The organism is Halococcus thailandensis JCM 13552, assembly GCF_000336715.1.
Taxonomy (GTDB): Archaea; Halobacteriota; Halobacteria; order Halobacteriales; family Halococcaceae; genus Halococcus; species Halococcus thailandensis.
Genome location: NZ_AOMF01000052.1, coordinates 1 through 16461, shown reverse-complemented (window position 1 = coordinate 16461; position 16461 = coordinate 1). Strand labels below are relative to the sequence as shown.

The following is a 16461-nucleotide window of genomic DNA, read 5'->3' as shown; positions in this document are numbered from 1 at the left end:
ACCGCTCCGTTACAACGGCTCATAACTAGTGGTTCGCCGCCTCCCATTCATACTTCGAGCTACCGTTTTCGGTGGCTCACTCATCATCACTCGCGGAGTGGCAACGCTTGCACTTCGATTGTGGTCACTATTGAAGCGACCACTCCACATTTCGCCGAATTGATCTGATTTTCATCGACAATAAGACCATCCGTTCATCAATGCGTCTTGGTTGGAAGTCGCCTACTACTGCTGGATCGGACAGTCGTAATAACCATCAGAGATTATGTCCTCAACTGAGAATTGGTGGCATAATTCAGTTCACACGACTGTGTTTTCGGCTGCTTCAGGTCGAAGGAGTATCGGAGTGGTATTTTGTTATTTGTCGGCGTCCTCAGAGAAACCTATCGGCTGGGATATGTCTTCCTGTTCAGGAGTAAGCGAGACAAATTCCAAACCTTCGCTGGTGAGCAATTGTTTGGCGCGTTCAGTCACCGAAGGGGCGACTAGGATGCCGCGAACGGATTTGCTTGGGCGGTTTCGTTCGAGCGCTTCGACGTAGCGATTGAGTTGGCTGACTGCATCGGGGCCGACGCGGCGGCGTTTGAGTTCGACCGCGATAGGGGTGCCATCAGCGTCTTGTCCATAGATGTCGATCGGTCCGGCGGACGTTTCGCGTTCGGTTGCCATCGCATTGAAGCCAGTTTCGAGGATGTCGGGATCAGCGAGAATACGCTGGCGGAGGTCTTCTTCGCTGCCTTCGAGTTCGAGATCCGATACATCGTCTACCTCGAGACGTGAGACCTGTACAACCGTTTGGAACGTGATTTCGAGTTCTTCGTGAGGCGAACTGCGGACACTCTCGACGATGAGGCGGTTGTCGTCGAGACGAGCGCTATGTGTCGAACCAGGCGGTTGCCAGTTGACAGGCTTGCGCTGCTTGTTGCGGTGGACCAACAGTGTGCCGTCGGGTTTGAGAATCACCAACCGCTCACCGGGTGCGAGATGGCTCGATGCGCGTCCGTCATAGTCGACTTCACACTTACCGACGATTGTGAGCATTTCACCGTGCTCGAAACCTGTGTCGACGAGGTAGTGAGCATCTTTGAGCGTTGGATCGGTGAGCGTCGAGACAGGCATACTGGCTGTTTGTCCTCGGTCAAACTATACCGACTCCTTTGAGTTTATCCTTACCGATTTGATGGACTATCTGCCCCGTACCCGCTTCAACGCGGTATTTGCAATGGAGCGTAGTGAATGCAGTGCTGAAGCGAACTACTTCCCAAGAACGAAGACTGCGTCGTGTGATATCTCAACGTCAAGACCACCAATAATCGGACTGTCAAATAATTTCATGTAAGTATCTTCGATTACTTGTTTGTGGTGATAGTTAGGCAAAACGATATGGTCCCGGATCCTTGTCTCGTTCAGATGCAGCCACATATGGGATCTGCATGTTGCCGATAGCAATGATGGAATCCCTGAAATTTTAGACATCTCCGCGTGTGGTTGTGGTAATGACGCTGCTGTTAGATCATGCGTCCTCGGATTTCTCCGTGGATACTGCCACACTCATTTCACCGTCGGAATGGGATCTTTCCACACCCGAACCCGGTGAATCGACAAGTGAGGCCGAATCGGATGATACTTCTATCCCGGTTTCGGTTATCGGCTCGAATGCGGCGGAGAAGTCGGGGCTACGACATCCGGACCAGGATGGGTGGGTCTGTCTCCCCTTACATGAATCCGATTCGGCAGAGGTAACGTCAGAATATGTAATCTTTGTCAACCATGACCTGCGGGGTGAAATATTCATCTACGATGACGGCATCGGCGATACCGACTATATGGAAGCAGACAATTTTGCTGTTACACGCCTCGCTCGCCGTCTTCGGTTTTGGCATGCGGATTATGTGCCGACCGCCTCCCCCTCTTACTATTCCTCGTCCATCTCTTCACGGGAAAATGCCCGGAATCCGCTTCCGTCTACGTCTGAAAAGTTCTTCGACGCTCTCGCCGATTTCATTGAGACTGAGCGCGAAACCCAGCGTCAGCAGAACATCCAGCGGTGCCAGACTGCCTCAGCGTCGCAAATCCGTGCGGAGGGCGGTGATGCGGTACCTTCTCTGATTTCCCGTGGTCACATCCAAGACACCACATATCGTTTCGAGATACCCGAGAAAGCGCTTCCTGACGATCGAAGTAGTCGCTCGATACAATCGATATTCGGTATCTACGAGGACAACGAAGTACTACTGACAGCTCCCGAATCGGCTCCCGATGCGTTCCCCGTCTTGGCTCGTGTCACCGATATCACCAACCTCCATATTTACCTCGATCTTGAAACCGATGTCGGCAACACGCCGAATGTTCGGTCGTATCTCGGGCATGATCCCGATATCGGGATTGTAAGTATATTGAATCCAGTACCATTCGAACGCGAAGCCGAAGCAATCTCGACGCTTCGTACCGACTCGCGCTTCGGTGAGGTATTGACCGGTGCCGTACCGCTTACGTTCACCGACAGTGCCGCCGCCAACAGCGAACAGTGTGACCCCCAGCTCAATCAGGATCAGGGACGCGCTGTCGAACATGCACTCGCTGCCGATCAACTGTTCTGCATTCATGGGCCGCCTGGCACTGGAAAGACGCGTACACTTGTCGAGATCATCCGCCGTGCCGTTCTAGCGGGTCGGAAGGTCCTCGTCTGTGCTGATTCCAATCGAGCGGTGGACAACATCGTTGCCGGGGCGAGTACGTCTACCGACGCCGATATGCGGTCGTTACATGCCCATGCACAACACGGCGGGGAAGAGTTCGTCTTGAATCGTCACAACGTGCGTCGCTCGCGCTCCGAATTGGTGCAAGAAGAGTACGCGAACGTTCGCAAGCGAGCCGACGTGGTCGCCTCGACCAACGGCTCCGCAGCGAGTCTTGATCGTACATTCGACATGGTGGTCATTGACGAGGCTACCCAGGCTACGCTCCCGTCAACCTGCATTCCGCTCTCGAAGGCAGATCGGGCTGTTCTCGCGGGTGACCACCGTCAATTGCCACCCTACAGTGCTTCCGAAGAACCACCAGAGGTCACGCTCACGACCGGCACCGGGTTTTCTCTGTTCGAGCATCTCTATGCTGAGGACGGCGTCTACGAGGGCGTCGGTGTCCCACTGCATACACAGTATCGGATGCACCGCGACATTGCTCGCTTCCCGAATCAGCGTTTCTACGACAATCTGCTCGAAAGTGGGCGGGCTATCGATTCTCTCGACGATTACCCACCTCTCGTCGGCTATGATATTGGTGGGTCAGAGACAATCTCACGCAACTCAACTGCCAATCCTACTGAAGCACGACTTGTCTCTCATCTTGTAGAAGAATTCGTCAATAGCGGTGTCAATCCTATTGAGATAGGTGTTATTACTCCGTATACTGCACAGAAAGACGAAATCAAGGACGTACTCGATAGTGCTAGTGTCGACACTGGCCCGATCAAGGTGGATACCATTGACGCGTTTCAAGGGAGTGAAAACAGCGTCATACTCATCTCACTAGTTAGAAGTAACCCTGATGGTCGTATTGGATTCCTTGGACGTCCCGAGGATGGTCCTCGGCGTCTCAACGTCGCTCTCACCCGAGCCCAACGGTTCTGTGGCATTATCGGGGATTGGCGGACGTTGACGCGTGAGCGCGATGACCACCCGAAGTGTTCCGAACTGTACCATGATCTCCGTACTCATCTCGATGACACCGGCCGATTCCGGCACGTCGAACCTGAACTCATTCCTTGAGCACTACTTCGGTCTGCTCAGCGTCTGAGTCGTTGGGTGCGATACTAATATTGGCCAAACCTGAAACATGTTCTTGGACGCCATCAGGGAGCAGCGATCATGAGGATGTATGGCTCAGTACTTCCCTTTCGGGCTATTCGCTCGACTGTTGTGACGGTGAAGCCTGCCCGGGAAATGCACTCGGACCAATACTCTTCAGGGGATGCAGTTGTGTCCTCGGGAACGATCGGCAGTTCGAGCACGCCGAGCGTCCCCTGAGGCGCACAGATGCGATGAGCCTCGCGAAGCGCCGGATCGACCTTCGCCGCAGGAAGGTCGTGGAGCACCCGGCAGGCGGTCACCACGTCCTGTGAGTTACTCGTCACGGGAAGCCGAGATGCGTCCCCAACGAGGGGCGTGATGTCGACGCCTGCCGCGCGGCCGTTACGTCGCGCGAGTGCTGGACCGTTTCCGAGGATGATGCGATCGTCGAACACGTCGAGGCCCAGCATCGTACACGAGTCGGGAACGCTGGGAGCGAGACCGACGAGCGACCGCCCGGTTCCACATCCAATGTCGAGTGCACGGTCGGCTTGCTCGAACGGGAGCGCGGACGCAAGCGCGGCGTATGGCTCCCGGTTGAGAGCCCACGGAGGTGGGGACAGCAGCCGTCGTGCCGCTGTCGCTCCACGAACCGTCCCACCGATCATCGCCGCTGTGGCGACCAGACGGACCCATCTCGATTCACTCGTTCGTCGGCATATCTCGGCCGGGAAGATCACAGCGAGTGCGCTTAGGATAGTGCGAAATCGTCGCCGCCAGTGATAGAGCCCGAAGTTGTACATCGGTTCTCCGTGCCGTGTGACTGGCCGGGAGACCTCTTCAGTACGCTGATCGTCGCTGGGCAAGGTTCTGCCACTGGCCGCTGGCCATTCAAGTGATTCTGGCGACAAGGTGAATATATGAGAGACGTTTGCGCCCGGCTCTGTCACTGCTGATTGCTTTTCGACTTCGAAGAATGGCCCATAATCACTATTCGAGAGTGGCGAGAATGCGGACATCAGTGTCGGCGTGACGTTCGCGCTGCGTGTGTACGCCGTGATCGTGGAGGAACGCTTCGACGCGGTCGGCGAGCTCGGCTGCTTGCTTTCGATCGATATGAACGATCAAAGTCGGGCGTTCCCGGTCGCTGTTGTCGATGATGATCGAGAGTTCGCTGAAGCCGTTGGAGTGGCGATAGGCCTCGAATTCGTCGGCGACCGCATCGGCGAGATCGGAGAGAGTTCGGTCAGAGGGGGGGGGGGTAATTCACGATTCACCCGGATACTGGTCTTGGCACGGTATTACAACTGTCGGCTGATGTGAGGATGAGGATAGCAGAGTGGACGATGCTCTGGTCCCCTGTTCAACGTATCAAATTGAGCTTCTGGACTGGGAGAGAAAGGAATACCTCATTGACGCATTTTGCCTCTTATCGCTCCCCGTGATCCTTATCTCGTTACCACCTCCAAGACGGGGCGACTGAGCGGCAGGTGAGAATGCTTGAAGACAGAAAGCGCATGCATGTCGGTTTGGCCGCGTTCTCGCTTTTCGTTTTCGCGTCGAAAACACGCAACAGTTAGCAATCGCGGTCGTATTCGATAACGAGTACTGGCACGTCAAGTGGGTGGTGCTCGGTAAAGATGTCATCATGTAGTTCGTTCGCCGTTCGCCGCTTGCTCGCGTCGTTTCCTGCTGGGATGATAACCACGAGCACCTCGATATCGCCTTGTTGGAACATCGCGTCGGCGAACAGGAGATGCGAACGCATGTTCATCTGCTCGCGGGCTTCGTGTTCGATCCCGACGCCGTCCTTGTAGGCATCCAGTCGTGGACGATTCTTTCCAACTGTGACTTCATACTCGGTTTCCCACCCAGTAAACGCCTCTTCGAGGGTGGCACCGTCCGCCAACTCGTCAACCACCGTCGTTACGTCCCCGAGTACCTCTTTGTCCCAGATAGCCTGTTGCACGTTCAAGATCAGTTCGCCCGACGGAGCCGGTTCACTCCGATACAGGTGAGCTACGGTGAGATCGATTAAACGAAATTCAATTTTCTGATAGTAGCAACAAGACTCCGGTTCAATTCGCCAGTATTGAGTAGAATTCAATCATGAATTGAGCCGCCTGAGAGCGACGCCTCTCAGGCGGCGGTCCCTGTTTTTTGGACAGGTGACCGTCCGTGTCAGATCAGCCGGCTCGGCGACCGGATCAGCTCTGATTTCCCGTGACGTTTCGCGGTCAGTGACGCTGCAACCAGCGCCACCGCTGAGAGGACCACATGCGTTTCCACATTGTTCTTCTTGCGTGCGCGAACACGATCAAGGCCGGTAAAGGACTTCAGCCGGGAAAATACCCGCTCGACACCTGCTCGCAGGTGTCGATGCATCCGTTCTTTGATTGCTTGAAAAATATATGTTTCCTCGACGTTTCCGACGGAAACGCCGTACTCCGAGAGTTGCTCCTGTGGCAGCCGTTCCAGAGCGTCGTAGGGACTGTCGATTTCCTCGCCATGTTCCTTGAACAGTTCCTTGATTTCGTCCTTGATCGTCGCTAACGGCGACGATCTGCGGGGATTAATCGCTGTCAGCAACGGACAATCGAGCTGGTCTTGGCAGAAGTCGCGGTTGTCCTGGCTGTCGAAGCCAGCATCCGCGAGGGCTGCTTGGAGATCGGCGGTATCGTACCGCTCATCGAAGTCCTCGATGAGCGGTTCGAATGCCGTCGTATCGTTTCTCTTGCCGGTCTCCATCGTGATGGCGACCGGCAACTCACTGGCCGCATCCACAACGAGAAATACCTTGTATCCGTAGAACGAGCCTTCGTGTTTGCCCCAGCTCGCGCCATCAATGTCGCCGTTTTCGATCTCGTCGCGTGTGTTTGCCCAGGCGGCGATGTGGGTGCCGTCGATCACGATGAACTCGCCAGCGTGATCGTGCTCGGCGAGCAACTCGCCACACATCGACTGGAGGCAGTCACGAAGTTCGTCGGGTTGGAGCGCGTCGAACGCCCGCCAGAGCGACGTCCCGTCCGGGACGTCCTCTGGCTCGACGTACTCCAGCGCTTCTCGGAACGAGTGGTTCCGCCGGAGACGGCGTTCGAGGGCGTCGAAGGAATCGCCCTCGAACTGCCGGAGAACGAGTGCAGCAGCGCGTTCCGGCGGAATTGACTGGATCTGTGAGACCGCAACCGAGAGGAAGGTCGCAACGAGTTCGTCGCGGTAAAGGTAGCCGTCGTCAGCAGGATCATCGGGAGTGACATCGGCTGGCTGGTCGGTTTCGCGCTGAGCCAGCTGGTCGTCCCGTCGGGACGGCCAGCTGTGGGTGTAGACGGTGGTGTCTTGCCACTCAGTGGCGTGTACTTCCTGTTGCTCAGCGAGCTTCTGGAGTGGGCGGTAGGAGCGACGACCGAGAATGTCGTTTGCTTCGGATGCGGTCAGCCCGGATGGACGGCGGAACGCGAGGTGTTTGAGCGTCGGCTTGGCGTCTTCCTTGCGGTGGAAGACGGCGACGCCGTCATCCACCTCGGGCCGCCAGAACCCGTCGTGAGTGGATCGGTGGCCGACGATGTGTTTGCTGGCGATGTACTCGTTGTTGTGATTCAAGGAGGTGTAGAAGGGGGGTTGGGAGGCGATGTTAGTGATGTACCACGCCGGCACGTCGGTGCCGGCGCGGAGTTCTTCCTTGGAGGCGACCTCGCCGTGGGTTCGGAGGTATTCACGAACGGTGATCTTATGCGAATAGGCGGTGTTGTCGCAGGAGTCGGATCGGCTGGTGGCCATACCACTGATCCGACCTCTACTCTAGTGAAAGTGACTGTTCCTTACATTAGTGACCGCTGTGCGATACGTTCGAACTGATTTCGAAACTGTGCAACGGGCTACCAGAGGATGGTGCGTGCGTCGCGGATTGATTCAGCGGCAATATACACGAGCTGCGTGCGCAGTTCGTCGATTTTGTGCTGATAAGCCCCCCAATTTGAGTAATGCCAGACTCGATATACGCGGACGGAACGATCAGTGATGGTTGCCGTGAATGTCCGGAGCGAAAGCGGGCCGTCCGTCACGTCTGCGCCGGTTTGGTCTGCCAGTGCGTCGAACACCTTGTTCCCGAAGCAGATGATAGTGTAGTGCTCTTGGTCAAGTATGCAGAGTTGGTCGGCGAAACTCTCATAGTCACTATCCGTTAGTGTCACGTTGCCCGCATCAGGCTCTTCAACTGGACTTAAATCCGTCATATAGCCGCCGGTAAGCGCTGCTAATCGAATGTACGATTCTAGCCGTTGATCGTATTTCCCGTATATCCCTCCATCCGACATTGATTGACCGATACCGTGAAAATTCGAGAGCTCGGCTAGAATTTCTCCCCCAGGGTTCAGTCCGACGAACACCACGTTTGGATCCATTCGTTCGCGCTGCTCGGCGAGAAAGTCCCGTATGTTGGTAGGGTCTTCTTCAATGCAGTCCTCGTCGGGGAAGTCATCACTCCAGATCGCCCAACTAGCAGTTGGATATTCGTCGGCGAGCGTATCGAATGTTTCGCGGTCAATCATTATCGGTCATCTGTCGGCGGCGGGCCTTCGGTCCATCGGCCGCACTTGGGACACTAATACCGCGCTCGTCGCGGCCAGAGATAAGGCAGGATAGGCTTTCCCGGGTGCCGCGCGGCGCGGCACCGGGCTGTAGCGCCCAGTTCTTGGGTTCCTTCGCACTCGGACCAGTCAGCAACACGCGCTTTGAAGCGCTGACAGGGGATGGTCGGTCTCTTGCGTCCCATACTTGCCTCACGCTCTCATGGGATAGCAGGATTTCCATCGAGTCAGCAAGAGCAGTCGTTCTCCGACTGATTTTCACTCCGAACGAGGGGTGTCGTCACGCCGATCACGCCGGAGCGCCACCCCTCAGCAACCAAGTAGTCACTGACAGGGTATGCTCTGACGTGCTCGGTACGTGATGCTTGATGACCGACCGCTATTATTGAGAACTCGATTTCTTTGTTCAGGCAGTCGTTTGTCCAGTCCGATCTGAGGTGAATCCGGTGAGAAATCCACCAGCGCCGATTAGGATCAGGAGTAGGCCCGCTGCAAGTACAAGATAGACGCCGGGTTGGGCTGCGTATCGTTCAGTAGTGTAGTAGCCTATGTAGCTGTTACCTGCCACCCAGAGTATCACACCCCCCATTATCGATAGTATGCCATCAGTCCACCAACTGCGACCTCGTGACGCGGCTACTCCTCCAGCCAATAGAGTAAACAGAATTGGCACGAGTACGAATAGATCAAACGTCTCGAAACCGGCTTCTAACCCCGGTATCCATTCCATCGTATAGGCTTCCCCTCCACCTTCGATATTGCGAACGGGCAATTTCTGTACCCATGGTAACATCATTCCAATGATGGCGAGTCCTACAGCAATGACCGTAGCCGCCACATACTGGTGTGATGGGTTCTTGTTCATGATTTCTCTTCTTATCGGGCCTCTATAACTTTTCCTCCTGCCTCGGTGCAGGCAGGATAAGCGATGAAATCGTGGTTAGTAAACTAAACCCTGGTATAGGAAATGATATTTACAGACAGGTGCTCTCTTAGCGAGAGCGCTCAATCCGCTCGCGAATGGCGTCGGCGAGCAGCACCTCGGGACTCTCGCCACGGTGGCCGACGATCCACGACAGCCGTTCGGAGTTCGCTCTCGGAATCGACGTGAACCGTCAGGCCGTTGCCGGTTTTGACGCACGCGACCGCGCTGTCGTCCATCTTAAAGACATTGGATACTGTTAGAAAGCCAGCTATTCGTGTGTTCATTCGTATAGCACGAACACTACAATTCGTATGGCATGAACTCTTATCACCTGTTGATTCGCATAGTACGATATGACACCCAAGATCGAACAGAAGCCGGGCCGCAAACCTCGCGTGACTGACGAAGAGATACTTCAACTGTTCAAAGACGCCGATCCGCCGGTACTGACGGCGAGCGCTCTCGCTGACGAGCTGCCGATCGGCCATCGTGCGCTGCTCAATCGGCTCAATACGCTATGGGATCGCGAAACCCTCGATCGTATGGATGTCGGCCCACGCGGTCGCGTATGGTGGCTTCCCGGCCATACGTCGACCACGGCAGCGAGCATCACCGAGAGCGGGCCGGACGCCGAGGGGAGGGGAGAGCAGTGAGCGAGCGCGTCGAGAGCCACGGTACGCCACACATGGCAGCACGGCCGGTCGATTTCCCCTGTCAGGGGCCAGGGTGCGGCGGGCACGTCGTTACCTACCTGACCGATGAGGACATCGAGGCGCGTGAGACGGTTCGAGTGTATCGACCGACGGCTGACGCCGACGATGAACGTCTCGTCCGCTACTTGTTCTGTTCGTCGGACTGCCGTGCCACGTTCATCAACGCGGTCGAGAGCGGCGAGCGCCCGGAAACGCTCTACGAGGGTTCCGATTAATCACGGACGTTCACACCACGCCCGATCCGATACTCGACGTCGACCACGCCGGCGACTGTCAGCGAGAGCGGGCCGGACGTCGAGGCGACTCTCGCCGTGACCGATCTCGTATCATGTCAGCCGGCGATCAGCCTCCCGCGGTTCGTCCGGCCGCTGCTGCCTTGTGTAACAATTCGACCAGCAGGGAAGGCAAAGAGTTACATAAGGCTCAGCGAGAGCACCCATCACGGGGGGCGACTCAGCCGTTGTCGGGTGTGCCGAGAGTACTTTGCTCGCCGCCAGATCGACGCACTCCGCCGTTGCTTCGCCATGTCTCGCTGCTCTCGACACGGCCACCGTCCGTGGCGACACGCATACCGACTATCCCGAAGCATCAAAATCCTCTGACCGTTGACTGGCATTCACCAATGAGCGAGGGCCTGCCGACGCCGGCGGAGATCGTTGACGCCCATAGTCAGATTGAGGAGGCGTACGACTTGAAATACACAGGCGTGCGGATCGCCACGCCAAAACTCACGCTCCGAGAGGACGTCGTCGACCCGGCGGCAGAACACGAGGGCGTATTCCGTCGTGCTGCTGCGTTGCTGTTCGGGATTCAGAGTGCTCACGTTTTCGAGGATGGGAACAAGCGGACGGCATGGACCGTCACGCGGTCATATCTCAAGCGAGAGGGGATCGACCTCGATCCGCCACAAGACGATGAGACGATCGAGAGGATCGTCCGCCGCGCAGGCTTGTTCGAGACTGACGAACTCGCCGAGTGGCTCGAAACAGGCGAGATCGACGAGTCGAAACTGCCGGAGCACTAAAGATGTCGAGGGACAACACTACTACCATGAGCCAGCCAGAACAGAAACCCGAATCCGAGTGGGACGAGATCGTTGCGGAAGTGATCGAAGAGGACCGAGAACTTCTTGACCGCCTCGCCAACTGATCAAGGGCGTTGTTCTCCGCGGCCCTGTTTCGACGCAAACGGGGTTGCGCGTCGAGATCATACCGCTCCTGATTTTGCACATCAAATAGTCGAACACACAGGCTTTGATGAGCAAAAACAGCTCCACACCCGTTGATTTCGTGTGCGTGACTCGATAGCAGTCAGACGTTCGTGCGCCACCCGTACGACAAAACGGGTGGCCAACAACCCGAGCAGAACACCGTTGCAGGGCCAATGTACAAAATGAGCCGACTATGAAAATTAAAAACAGAGCAAGTACGCTGTGAATCGTCTTTCTGAGGATGTTAGCGAACCAACAAAATCACTCGGAATGAGGTCGTCGACGGCGCGTGCGGGTGCCGATCGTGGGTAATGTATTATACATGTCAGTTAGATGTTTGGGAGAACCTATCTATTGTCCCCAGCCGTTCTTGACTTCTTCAAACTGGTCGGCATCATGGCCATAGACAACCGTTGCACCGTGTCTGCGTTCGAGTTCTTTCAGCAGTTTGAGGCTACGGAACCAGTGACGCTGGCTCCAGAGCAGTCCCGCTCCCAGTGATATTTCGTCGGTGTAGTTCTCGGATTGATAGATTTCATCGCCCGCAAGGATCACAGTTGTATCGTCAAGGTGGATCATTGACCCGGTCATGCCCGGTGTATGACCAGGAAGATGAATGAACTCCACATCTTCGAAGTGAGTTTCGCGATCGCGGTGGAGCACCTTCCAGTTGAGATCATGGTCAAAATCTCCAAGAACATAGGATGAGCTCCCTTCGCCTGATTTGGCACTGTAGTAAGCAAATTTCAGCTCCTCCTCATGAACGAATATCGGTGTATCGGTTCCATCGAAAAATTCGAGGCCACCAGCATGATCCACATGAAGATGGCTCTGGAACACATAGTCGATCTCCTCGATGGAATAGCCAGCTGTCTCTAAGTCGTCGTCGAGCCGGTGTTCGTGGGCATCGGCTGGGTAGAATGCCTGAGCAATCTCTTCGGGCCAGTGGCCGTTCCGTGCGTCGTAGTGTGAGCCAGTATCCCAGAGAATGAGTCCCTCAGGATGGTCGATGACGAAGCTTGGAACGGGAACCTCGATGTAATCGGTATCTGGATTGGGGTTGTCGTGGGTACCGAGTGTGTTGCCTTCGATGAAGTAATTGAGATCTGTTTCAAGCACGCCACGGTCAATGACATCTATGGTAGCGTCAACCATGGTCGTCTATGTTTGCTCTCATGTATTTAAAGTCTTCTGAGGACTACTATTAATTGCGTCAAATAAACGAAGATCTGTAAGTGGCGATCTCGTGTATACTGTCCCACCGATCGAAATGAGTGTAGATTAGGGAGTGATAACCACCCGCCCCTCGATCTCGTTGTGTTCGAGTTCGGTGGCGACATCGTTGATCTCGCCCAATTCTCGACGCGACGTTCGGAGGTCGACATCGCCGCGTTCAACCAGCGCGACGAGCTCTTGCAGTTCGGTGTAGTTACCGACAAGCGTGCCCGTATAACTGAAATCACCGTTGACAAGCGCTTGTGATGGCTGGTGGACGTGGCCGCCGTAGCCCACAACATAATGGTCACCACCCCCAGCCACGATATCGGGTGCGAGGTCGGTGGTTTCGTCCGATCCGACGAAGTCAAGGACTGCATGAGCACCTGTGCTGTCAGTAAGTGCATCGACCTCCGCGGCGACGTCCTCTGCAGTCGGGTCAAGGGTGTGATGGGCACCGAGGTCGTCGGCGAGTGAGCGCGCTGAGTCTTTCACGTCTACGGCGGTGATAGTGGCTGCACTCATCGCATCGAGACACTGCAGACCAATATGTCCGAGCCCGCCGATTCCGATCACTATGGCGTGCTCACCAGGATTCAGTTTCTGGGATGCGAGTTTCACCGCGTGGTAGGCTGTGATGCCCGCATCGGCATGGGGTGCGATGTCGACGGTATCCACGTCGTCAGGCAGCGGGATAACAGCTCGATCGTTGGTACGGAGATATTCGGCAAACCCACCATCTGTCGACAATCCGGGGAATTCGATGTTCTCACAGTGCATATCGTTGCCGAGTCGGCAAGGCCGACACGTACCACAGGTCATTACGGTGTGGCAGATCACTGAATCACCCTCTGATACGGTCGAAACTCCCTCACCAACCTCAACCACCGTGCCGGCGTTCTCGTGGCCAAGCGTCATCGGAAGGTCCTGTGGCATGTACTGCTCCCACATCCCTTCGATAACATGATTGTCAGTTTGACACCAGCCTGCACCTTCGATTTCGACCACGACAGCATCGGACGTATCGGCTTCTGGTTGATCGATAGTGTCGATCGAGAGCGCGTCATCCATCTCGTCGGTGTATTCGTGGAGTCTAGCAGCTTGCATCGTACGGGTGTTACAATCACACACAGATTAAGATTGTTGGTGGGTTCATCATCAAGAGAATTTCTTGATCGGAATCTATGACTATTTTTCACCGCAAAGGATAACAGTCAGCGTTACGAGTTCACATGTGTCATGTATCGCCACGACGGCGAAGACGTGTTCGTGATCGACGCTCATGTTCACGACTGGGACGCGAGCGAGGAGAACATCATTCACGAAGGAGGTGAACAGTTTATCCAGTGTTTCCATGATTACCACACGGCGTTCACTCCGGAAGAACGACAATGGGACATGGACGAATATCGCAAATACAGTGACGAGCGGATGGTCAGAGACCTATTCCGGGATGGGCACGCAGATATGGCCATTTTCCAACCGACTGCCCTCAGCGAGTTCTACGAACACGGGTTCAACACTGTCGAGGACAATGCAACCCTCACCGACGAGTATCCGGGACGATTCGTTCTCAATGGTCGGTTCGACTCGCGCGAAGGTGAGGACGGACTCGAAGAACTCGAACGTCAAAAAGAGGTTCACGACATCACCGGCGTGAAACTCTACACTGCCGAGTGGCGTGGTGATTCGAAGGGTTGGCGGCTCGACTCGAAAGATTCGTTTGAATACCTCGAGAAGTGTTCGGAACTCGGTATCACAAACATACACGCCCACAAGGGACCCACGATTCGTCCACTGAATCGCGATGCATTCGATGTCCGTGATATCGACGACGCTGCGACGTCATTCCCTGAGCTCAACTTCATCGTTGAGCACGTCGGCTTCCCACGGTTCGACGACTTCGCCCACATTGGCGCTGAGGAGACCAACGTGTATGGTGGAATCTCGGTCGTCGCGCCGATGGCTCATGCCCGGCCACGAAAATTCGGTGAAATCATGGGCGAACTCCTGTTTTGGGTGGGTGAAGATAATCTCCTCTTCGGAAGCGACTACGCACTCTGGGAGCCCGAGTGGGTTGTCGAGGCCGTGATGGAGGCTGAACTCACGTCCGAACAGCGTGACGAGTTCGGGGTCGAACTCACTCACGATGTCAAAAAGAAGATCATCGGTGAGAACGCTGCTGAACTCTACGATATCGATATCGAAGAACGCAAGCAGGAACTCGCTGATGACGAGATCACTGCCGAGTTCGATCTCGAAGACCAATACAGCGGGGCCACCGCGGATTGATGGCCACGACTGCCCAGCCGTCGGTCGAAACTATCCGCACCCGACTCGCACGAGTTGACGACCCCGAGCTTGATGAGTCGATTGTGGACCTCGATTACATCGAGAGTCTGACTATCAATGAGTCAGAGGTGACGGTGACGTTGGTGTTGCCGACAGCATGGTGTTCGCCGGCGTTCGCCTGGATGATGGCAACAGGTGCACGCGACGAACTCGAATCTCTTCCGCGGGTTACAACCGCTACGATCCGACTCGAAGATCATATGCATCAGGAAGAGATTAATCGTGGAGTCAACGAACGCCTTGAGTTCGAAGAAGTGTTCGAAGATGCCGATGACGACATTGAGGCCGTGCGCCGAACACTCGCTGAGAAAGTACGCATGAGCCGTCAGTATCGTGCGATCGGGGCACTCCGTGAAGCAGGTCTTGAGGACGATCAGGTAGTCGAACTCACCCGTGACGCGATCGATCTCGGGGATGAGGATGAAGCAGGAGCCGACTCTGATACGGTCGTCGTCTACCTTGCCGACGGCGCGTTCGGGGTATCAGTCCCGGCTGAACCAATTATTGAGTACCTACAGAAAGCAACGGAAGTCGATATCGTCACGCAGCCTACTGACCGGGTATTCGCTACCGCTGAGGCGGACCCAATCGCACCCGAAGAACTTGACCGGATTCAGCATCGAGCCCGGCTCACGGGTGCAACGGTGACCGGGCAGGGAACCATCTGTGAGGGCCTGAACCGAGCACGGAACCTGTGAGGATCAAGACCAGTCTCGCTGGTCACCAAGCCCGTACCGGCCGTTTTCGATCCATTCGGACTTGTCCCATCCACATTCAGGGCATTGCTCTTCCTGCCAATCGAACTCGGCACTACACTTTTGACAGTTCACCAGCTGTGGATGGGTATCGTCGGCGAGTTGCCGATCGTCATTAGATGCCATGTCACACGAATATGCTTCAAGTCACATATACGTTCGGGCAATTTTGGGCTTGCGGCTGATCGAGAGGGGTTATTGAAAGCAATCATCATTATGGGACCAACACCGGTGGCCGAGATTGACAGTAATCATCTATGCATCACCCTATGAGGGGGATCTTTTTGGACCGTAGGCTTAGCACATAAACTTCGGTAGTTCTGGACCGGGGGTCAGGAAGGAGTACCTTCTGAATACCTGATTGCCGAACCGGGCTACTGTAGCCTCGTGTTACGACCGGAAGCAGACAAAGAGCTTTAGGTATTCTGTAGATATTATCTCCTATGCCAAAGATTAGCGTTGATGTTCCACAGCAACTCCTTGATGATCTCGATGAGCACGTGGGAGAAGAAGGTAAGTTCGTGAATCGGAGTGATGCAATCCGTGCGTCTATGCGCAAGACGCTCGATATTCTAGATGACATTGATAGTCGACATGGGCGACTTGAACGGGAGGAGTAGCCCCGATTCCGATACCCAATCATCTATAAGCACTGCCAGAATAATACCTCGGTATGCCCGGAGTTGCCTCAAGCGAGCATGACGATTGCTCGTCACTATTCAGTGACGAGAAACGGGTACTCTCGATTGGATCTGATCGACCCATTCGCATCAGCGCTGGCCATCGATTGCTGCATCATGAGGGAAAATGTAGTCGACCCCATGGTCGGTCGCGTCGCAAAGTCCTCTAGACTTTGCCTCTGGTAGCCTCGACTGTGAGGTCACAGCTCATGGTTGTTTTGGTTGATCGGTTGA

At 55.3% G+C, this 16461-nt stretch carries 17 protein-coding genes and 1 pseudogene; 9 read left to right on the top strand and 9 right to left on the bottom strand.

Annotated features, from left to right (window positions below; genetic code table 11):
* Window positions 1–357: 357 nt before the first annotated feature.
* Complete coding sequence (gene nucS / locus C451_RS02535) at window positions 358–1119, bottom strand: endonuclease NucS (protein WP_007737336.1); 762 nt, start codon at window positions 1117–1119, stop codon at window positions 358–360.
* A gap of 377 nt (window positions 1120–1496) precedes the next feature.
* Here nucS and C451_RS02530 point away from each other — a divergent pair, with 377 nt between their 5' ends.
* On the top strand, window positions 1497–3770 hold the full coding sequence (locus C451_RS02530) for an AAA domain-containing protein (protein ID WP_049912736.1): 2274 nt from the start codon (window positions 1497–1499) through the stop codon (window positions 3768–3770).
* Window positions 3771–3853: 83 nt separating this feature from the next.
* Here the strand turns inward: C451_RS02530 and C451_RS02525 are convergent, their stop codons facing one another.
* Window positions 3854–4594: a class I SAM-dependent methyltransferase gene (locus C451_RS02525; protein WP_007737331.1), complete on the bottom strand. Its 741-nt coding sequence runs from the start codon at window positions 4592–4594 to the stop codon at window positions 3854–3856.
* Window positions 4595–4820: 226 nt separating this feature from the next.
* Between C451_RS02525 and C451_RS23070 the strand changes: the two genes are divergently transcribed.
* The gene (locus tag C451_RS23070; RefSeq protein ID WP_007737329.1) at window positions 4821–5114 is read left to right on the top strand and encodes a hypothetical protein; all 294 of its coding nucleotides are present in this window, start codon (window positions 4821–4823) and stop codon (window positions 5112–5114) included.
* Window positions 5115–5367: 253 nt separating this feature from the next.
* Here the strand turns inward: C451_RS23070 and C451_RS02515 are convergent, their stop codons facing one another.
* The 4 genes from C451_RS02515 to C451_RS21600 all read right to left on the bottom strand — a co-directional run bounded on the left by C451_RS02515 (window position 5368) and on the right by C451_RS21600 (window position 9242).
* Window positions 5368–5760, bottom strand: coding sequence for a hypothetical protein (locus C451_RS02515; protein WP_007737327.1), 393 nt, complete (start codon window positions 5758–5760; stop codon window positions 5368–5370).
* 212 nt (window positions 5761–5972) lie between these two features.
* Window positions 5973–7568 (bottom strand): transposase, encoded by a 1596-nt coding sequence (locus C451_RS02510; RefSeq protein WP_007737325.1) that lies wholly within the window; start codon window positions 7566–7568, stop codon window positions 5973–5975.
* A 98-nt stretch (window positions 7569–7666) separates the two neighbouring features.
* A complete protein-coding gene (locus C451_RS02505; RefSeq protein ID WP_007737324.1) occupies window positions 7667–8338 on the bottom strand; it encodes a hypothetical protein in 672 nt (223 codons plus the stop codon).
* 445 nt (window positions 8339–8783) lie between these two features.
* A complete protein-coding gene (locus tag C451_RS21600; protein WP_007737323.1) occupies window positions 8784–9242 on the bottom strand; it encodes a hypothetical protein in 459 nt (152 codons plus the stop codon).
* Window positions 9243–9655: 413 nt separating this feature from the next.
* Between C451_RS21600 and C451_RS02500 the strand changes: the two genes are divergently transcribed.
* The 3 genes from C451_RS02500 (at window position 9656) to C451_RS02490 (ending at window position 11039) form a co-directional block, all read left to right on the top strand.
* Window positions 9656–9955: a hypothetical protein gene (locus tag C451_RS02500; RefSeq protein WP_007737322.1), complete on the top strand. Its 300-nt coding sequence runs from the start codon at window positions 9656–9658 to the stop codon at window positions 9953–9955.
* Window positions 9952–10230: a hypothetical protein gene (locus C451_RS02495; protein WP_007737321.1), complete on the top strand. Its 279-nt coding sequence runs from the start codon at window positions 9952–9954 to the stop codon at window positions 10228–10230. Before C451_RS02500 ends, C451_RS02495 begins: the two co-directional genes overlap by 4 nt.
* A 407-nt stretch (window positions 10231–10637) precedes the next feature.
* A complete protein-coding gene (locus C451_RS02490) occupies window positions 10638–11039 on the top strand; it encodes a type II toxin-antitoxin system death-on-curing family toxin (RefSeq protein ID WP_007737319.1) in 402 nt (133 codons plus the stop codon).
* Between the two features lie 537 nt (window positions 11040–11576).
* On the opposite strand, the gene C451_RS02485 is transcribed toward C451_RS02490, so the two are convergent.
* Both C451_RS02485 and C451_RS02480 read right to left on the bottom strand, forming a co-directional pair.
* Window positions 11577–12380 (bottom strand): N-acyl homoserine lactonase family protein, encoded by an 804-nt coding sequence (locus C451_RS02485; RefSeq protein ID WP_007737317.1) that lies wholly within the window; start codon window positions 12378–12380, stop codon window positions 11577–11579.
* A 126-nt stretch (window positions 12381–12506) separates the two neighbouring features.
* On the bottom strand, window positions 12507–13547 hold the full coding sequence (locus C451_RS02480) for an NAD(P)-dependent alcohol dehydrogenase (protein ID WP_007737315.1): 1041 nt from the start codon (window positions 13545–13547) through the stop codon (window positions 12507–12509).
* 132 nt (window positions 13548–13679) lie between these two features.
* On the opposite strand from C451_RS02480, the gene C451_RS02475 reads away from it, so the two are divergent.
* Window positions 13680–14732, top strand: a complete 1053-nt coding sequence (locus C451_RS02475) for an amidohydrolase family protein (RefSeq protein ID WP_007737314.1) — start codon at window positions 13680–13682, stop codon at window positions 14730–14732.
* Complete coding sequence (locus C451_RS02470; RefSeq protein WP_007737313.1) at window positions 14732–15490, top strand: iron-sulfur cluster assembly protein; 759 nt, start codon at window positions 14732–14734, stop codon at window positions 15488–15490. Before C451_RS02475 ends, C451_RS02470 begins: the two co-directional genes overlap by 1 nt.
* A 3-nt stretch (window positions 15491–15493) precedes the next feature.
* On the opposite strand, the gene C451_RS20555 is transcribed toward C451_RS02470, so the two are convergent.
* Window positions 15494–15673 carry a hypothetical protein gene (locus C451_RS20555; protein WP_080503441.1) on the bottom strand — a complete coding sequence of 60 codons (180 nt, stop codon included), beginning with the start codon at window positions 15671–15673 and terminating at the stop codon, window positions 15494–15496.
* Between the two features lie 317 nt (window positions 15674–15990).
* On the opposite strand from C451_RS20555, the gene C451_RS23485 reads away from it, so the two are divergent.
* A complete protein-coding gene (locus C451_RS23485; protein ID WP_007737312.1) occupies window positions 15991–16167 on the top strand; it encodes a ribbon-helix-helix domain-containing protein in 177 nt (58 codons plus the stop codon).
* A gap of 53 nt (window positions 16168–16220) precedes the next feature.
* Window positions 16221–16379 (top strand): annotated as a pseudogene (locus tag C451_RS23480) (6-pyruvoyl trahydropterin synthase family protein); the annotation flags it as partial.
* Window positions 16380–16461 lie beyond the last annotated feature (82 nt).

Bases quoted from the DNA above. Each gene is read 5' to 3' on its own strand.
- nucS (WP_007737336.1), bottom strand. From the start codon at position 1,119: ATGCCTGTCTCGACGCTCACCGATCCAACGCTCAAAGATGCTCACTAC.
- C451_RS02530 (WP_049912736.1), top strand. From the start codon at position 1,497: ATGACGCTGCTGTTAGATCATGCGTCCTCGGATTTCTCCGTGGATACT.
- C451_RS02525 (WP_007737331.1), bottom strand. From the start codon at position 4,594: ATGTACAACTTCGGGCTCTATCACTGGCGGCGACGATTTCGCACTATC.
- C451_RS02510 (WP_007737325.1), bottom strand. From the start codon at position 7,568: ATGGCCACCAGCCGATCCGACTCCTGCGACAACACCGCCTATTCGCAT.
- C451_RS02505 (WP_007737324.1), bottom strand. From the start codon at position 8,338: ATGATTGACCGCGAAACATTCGATACGCTCGCCGACGAATATCCAACT.
- C451_RS21600 (WP_007737323.1), bottom strand. From the start codon at position 9,242: ATGAACAAGAACCCATCACACCAGTATGTGGCGGCTACGGTCATTGCT.
- C451_RS02500 (WP_007737322.1), top strand. From the start codon at position 9,656: ATGACACCCAAGATCGAACAGAAGCCGGGCCGCAAACCTCGCGTGACT.
- C451_RS02490 (WP_007737319.1), top strand. From the start codon at position 10,638: ATGAGCGAGGGCCTGCCGACGCCGGCGGAGATCGTTGACGCCCATAGT.
- C451_RS02485 (WP_007737317.1), bottom strand. From the start codon at position 12,380: ATGGTTGACGCTACCATAGATGTCATTGACCGTGGCGTGCTTGAAACA.
- C451_RS02480 (WP_007737315.1), bottom strand. From the start codon at position 13,547: ATGCAAGCTGCTAGACTCCACGAATACACCGACGAGATGGATGACGCG.
- C451_RS02475 (WP_007737314.1), top strand. From the start codon at position 13,680: ATGTATCGCCACGACGGCGAAGACGTGTTCGTGATCGACGCTCATGTT.
- C451_RS02470 (WP_007737313.1), top strand. From the start codon at position 14,732: ATGGCCACGACTGCCCAGCCGTCGGTCGAAACTATCCGCACCCGACTC.
- C451_RS20555 (WP_080503441.1), bottom strand. From the start codon at position 15,673: ATGGCATCTAATGACGATCGGCAACTCGCCGACGATACCCATCCACAG.
- C451_RS23485 (WP_007737312.1), top strand. From the start codon at position 15,991: ATGCCAAAGATTAGCGTTGATGTTCCACAGCAACTCCTTGATGATCTC.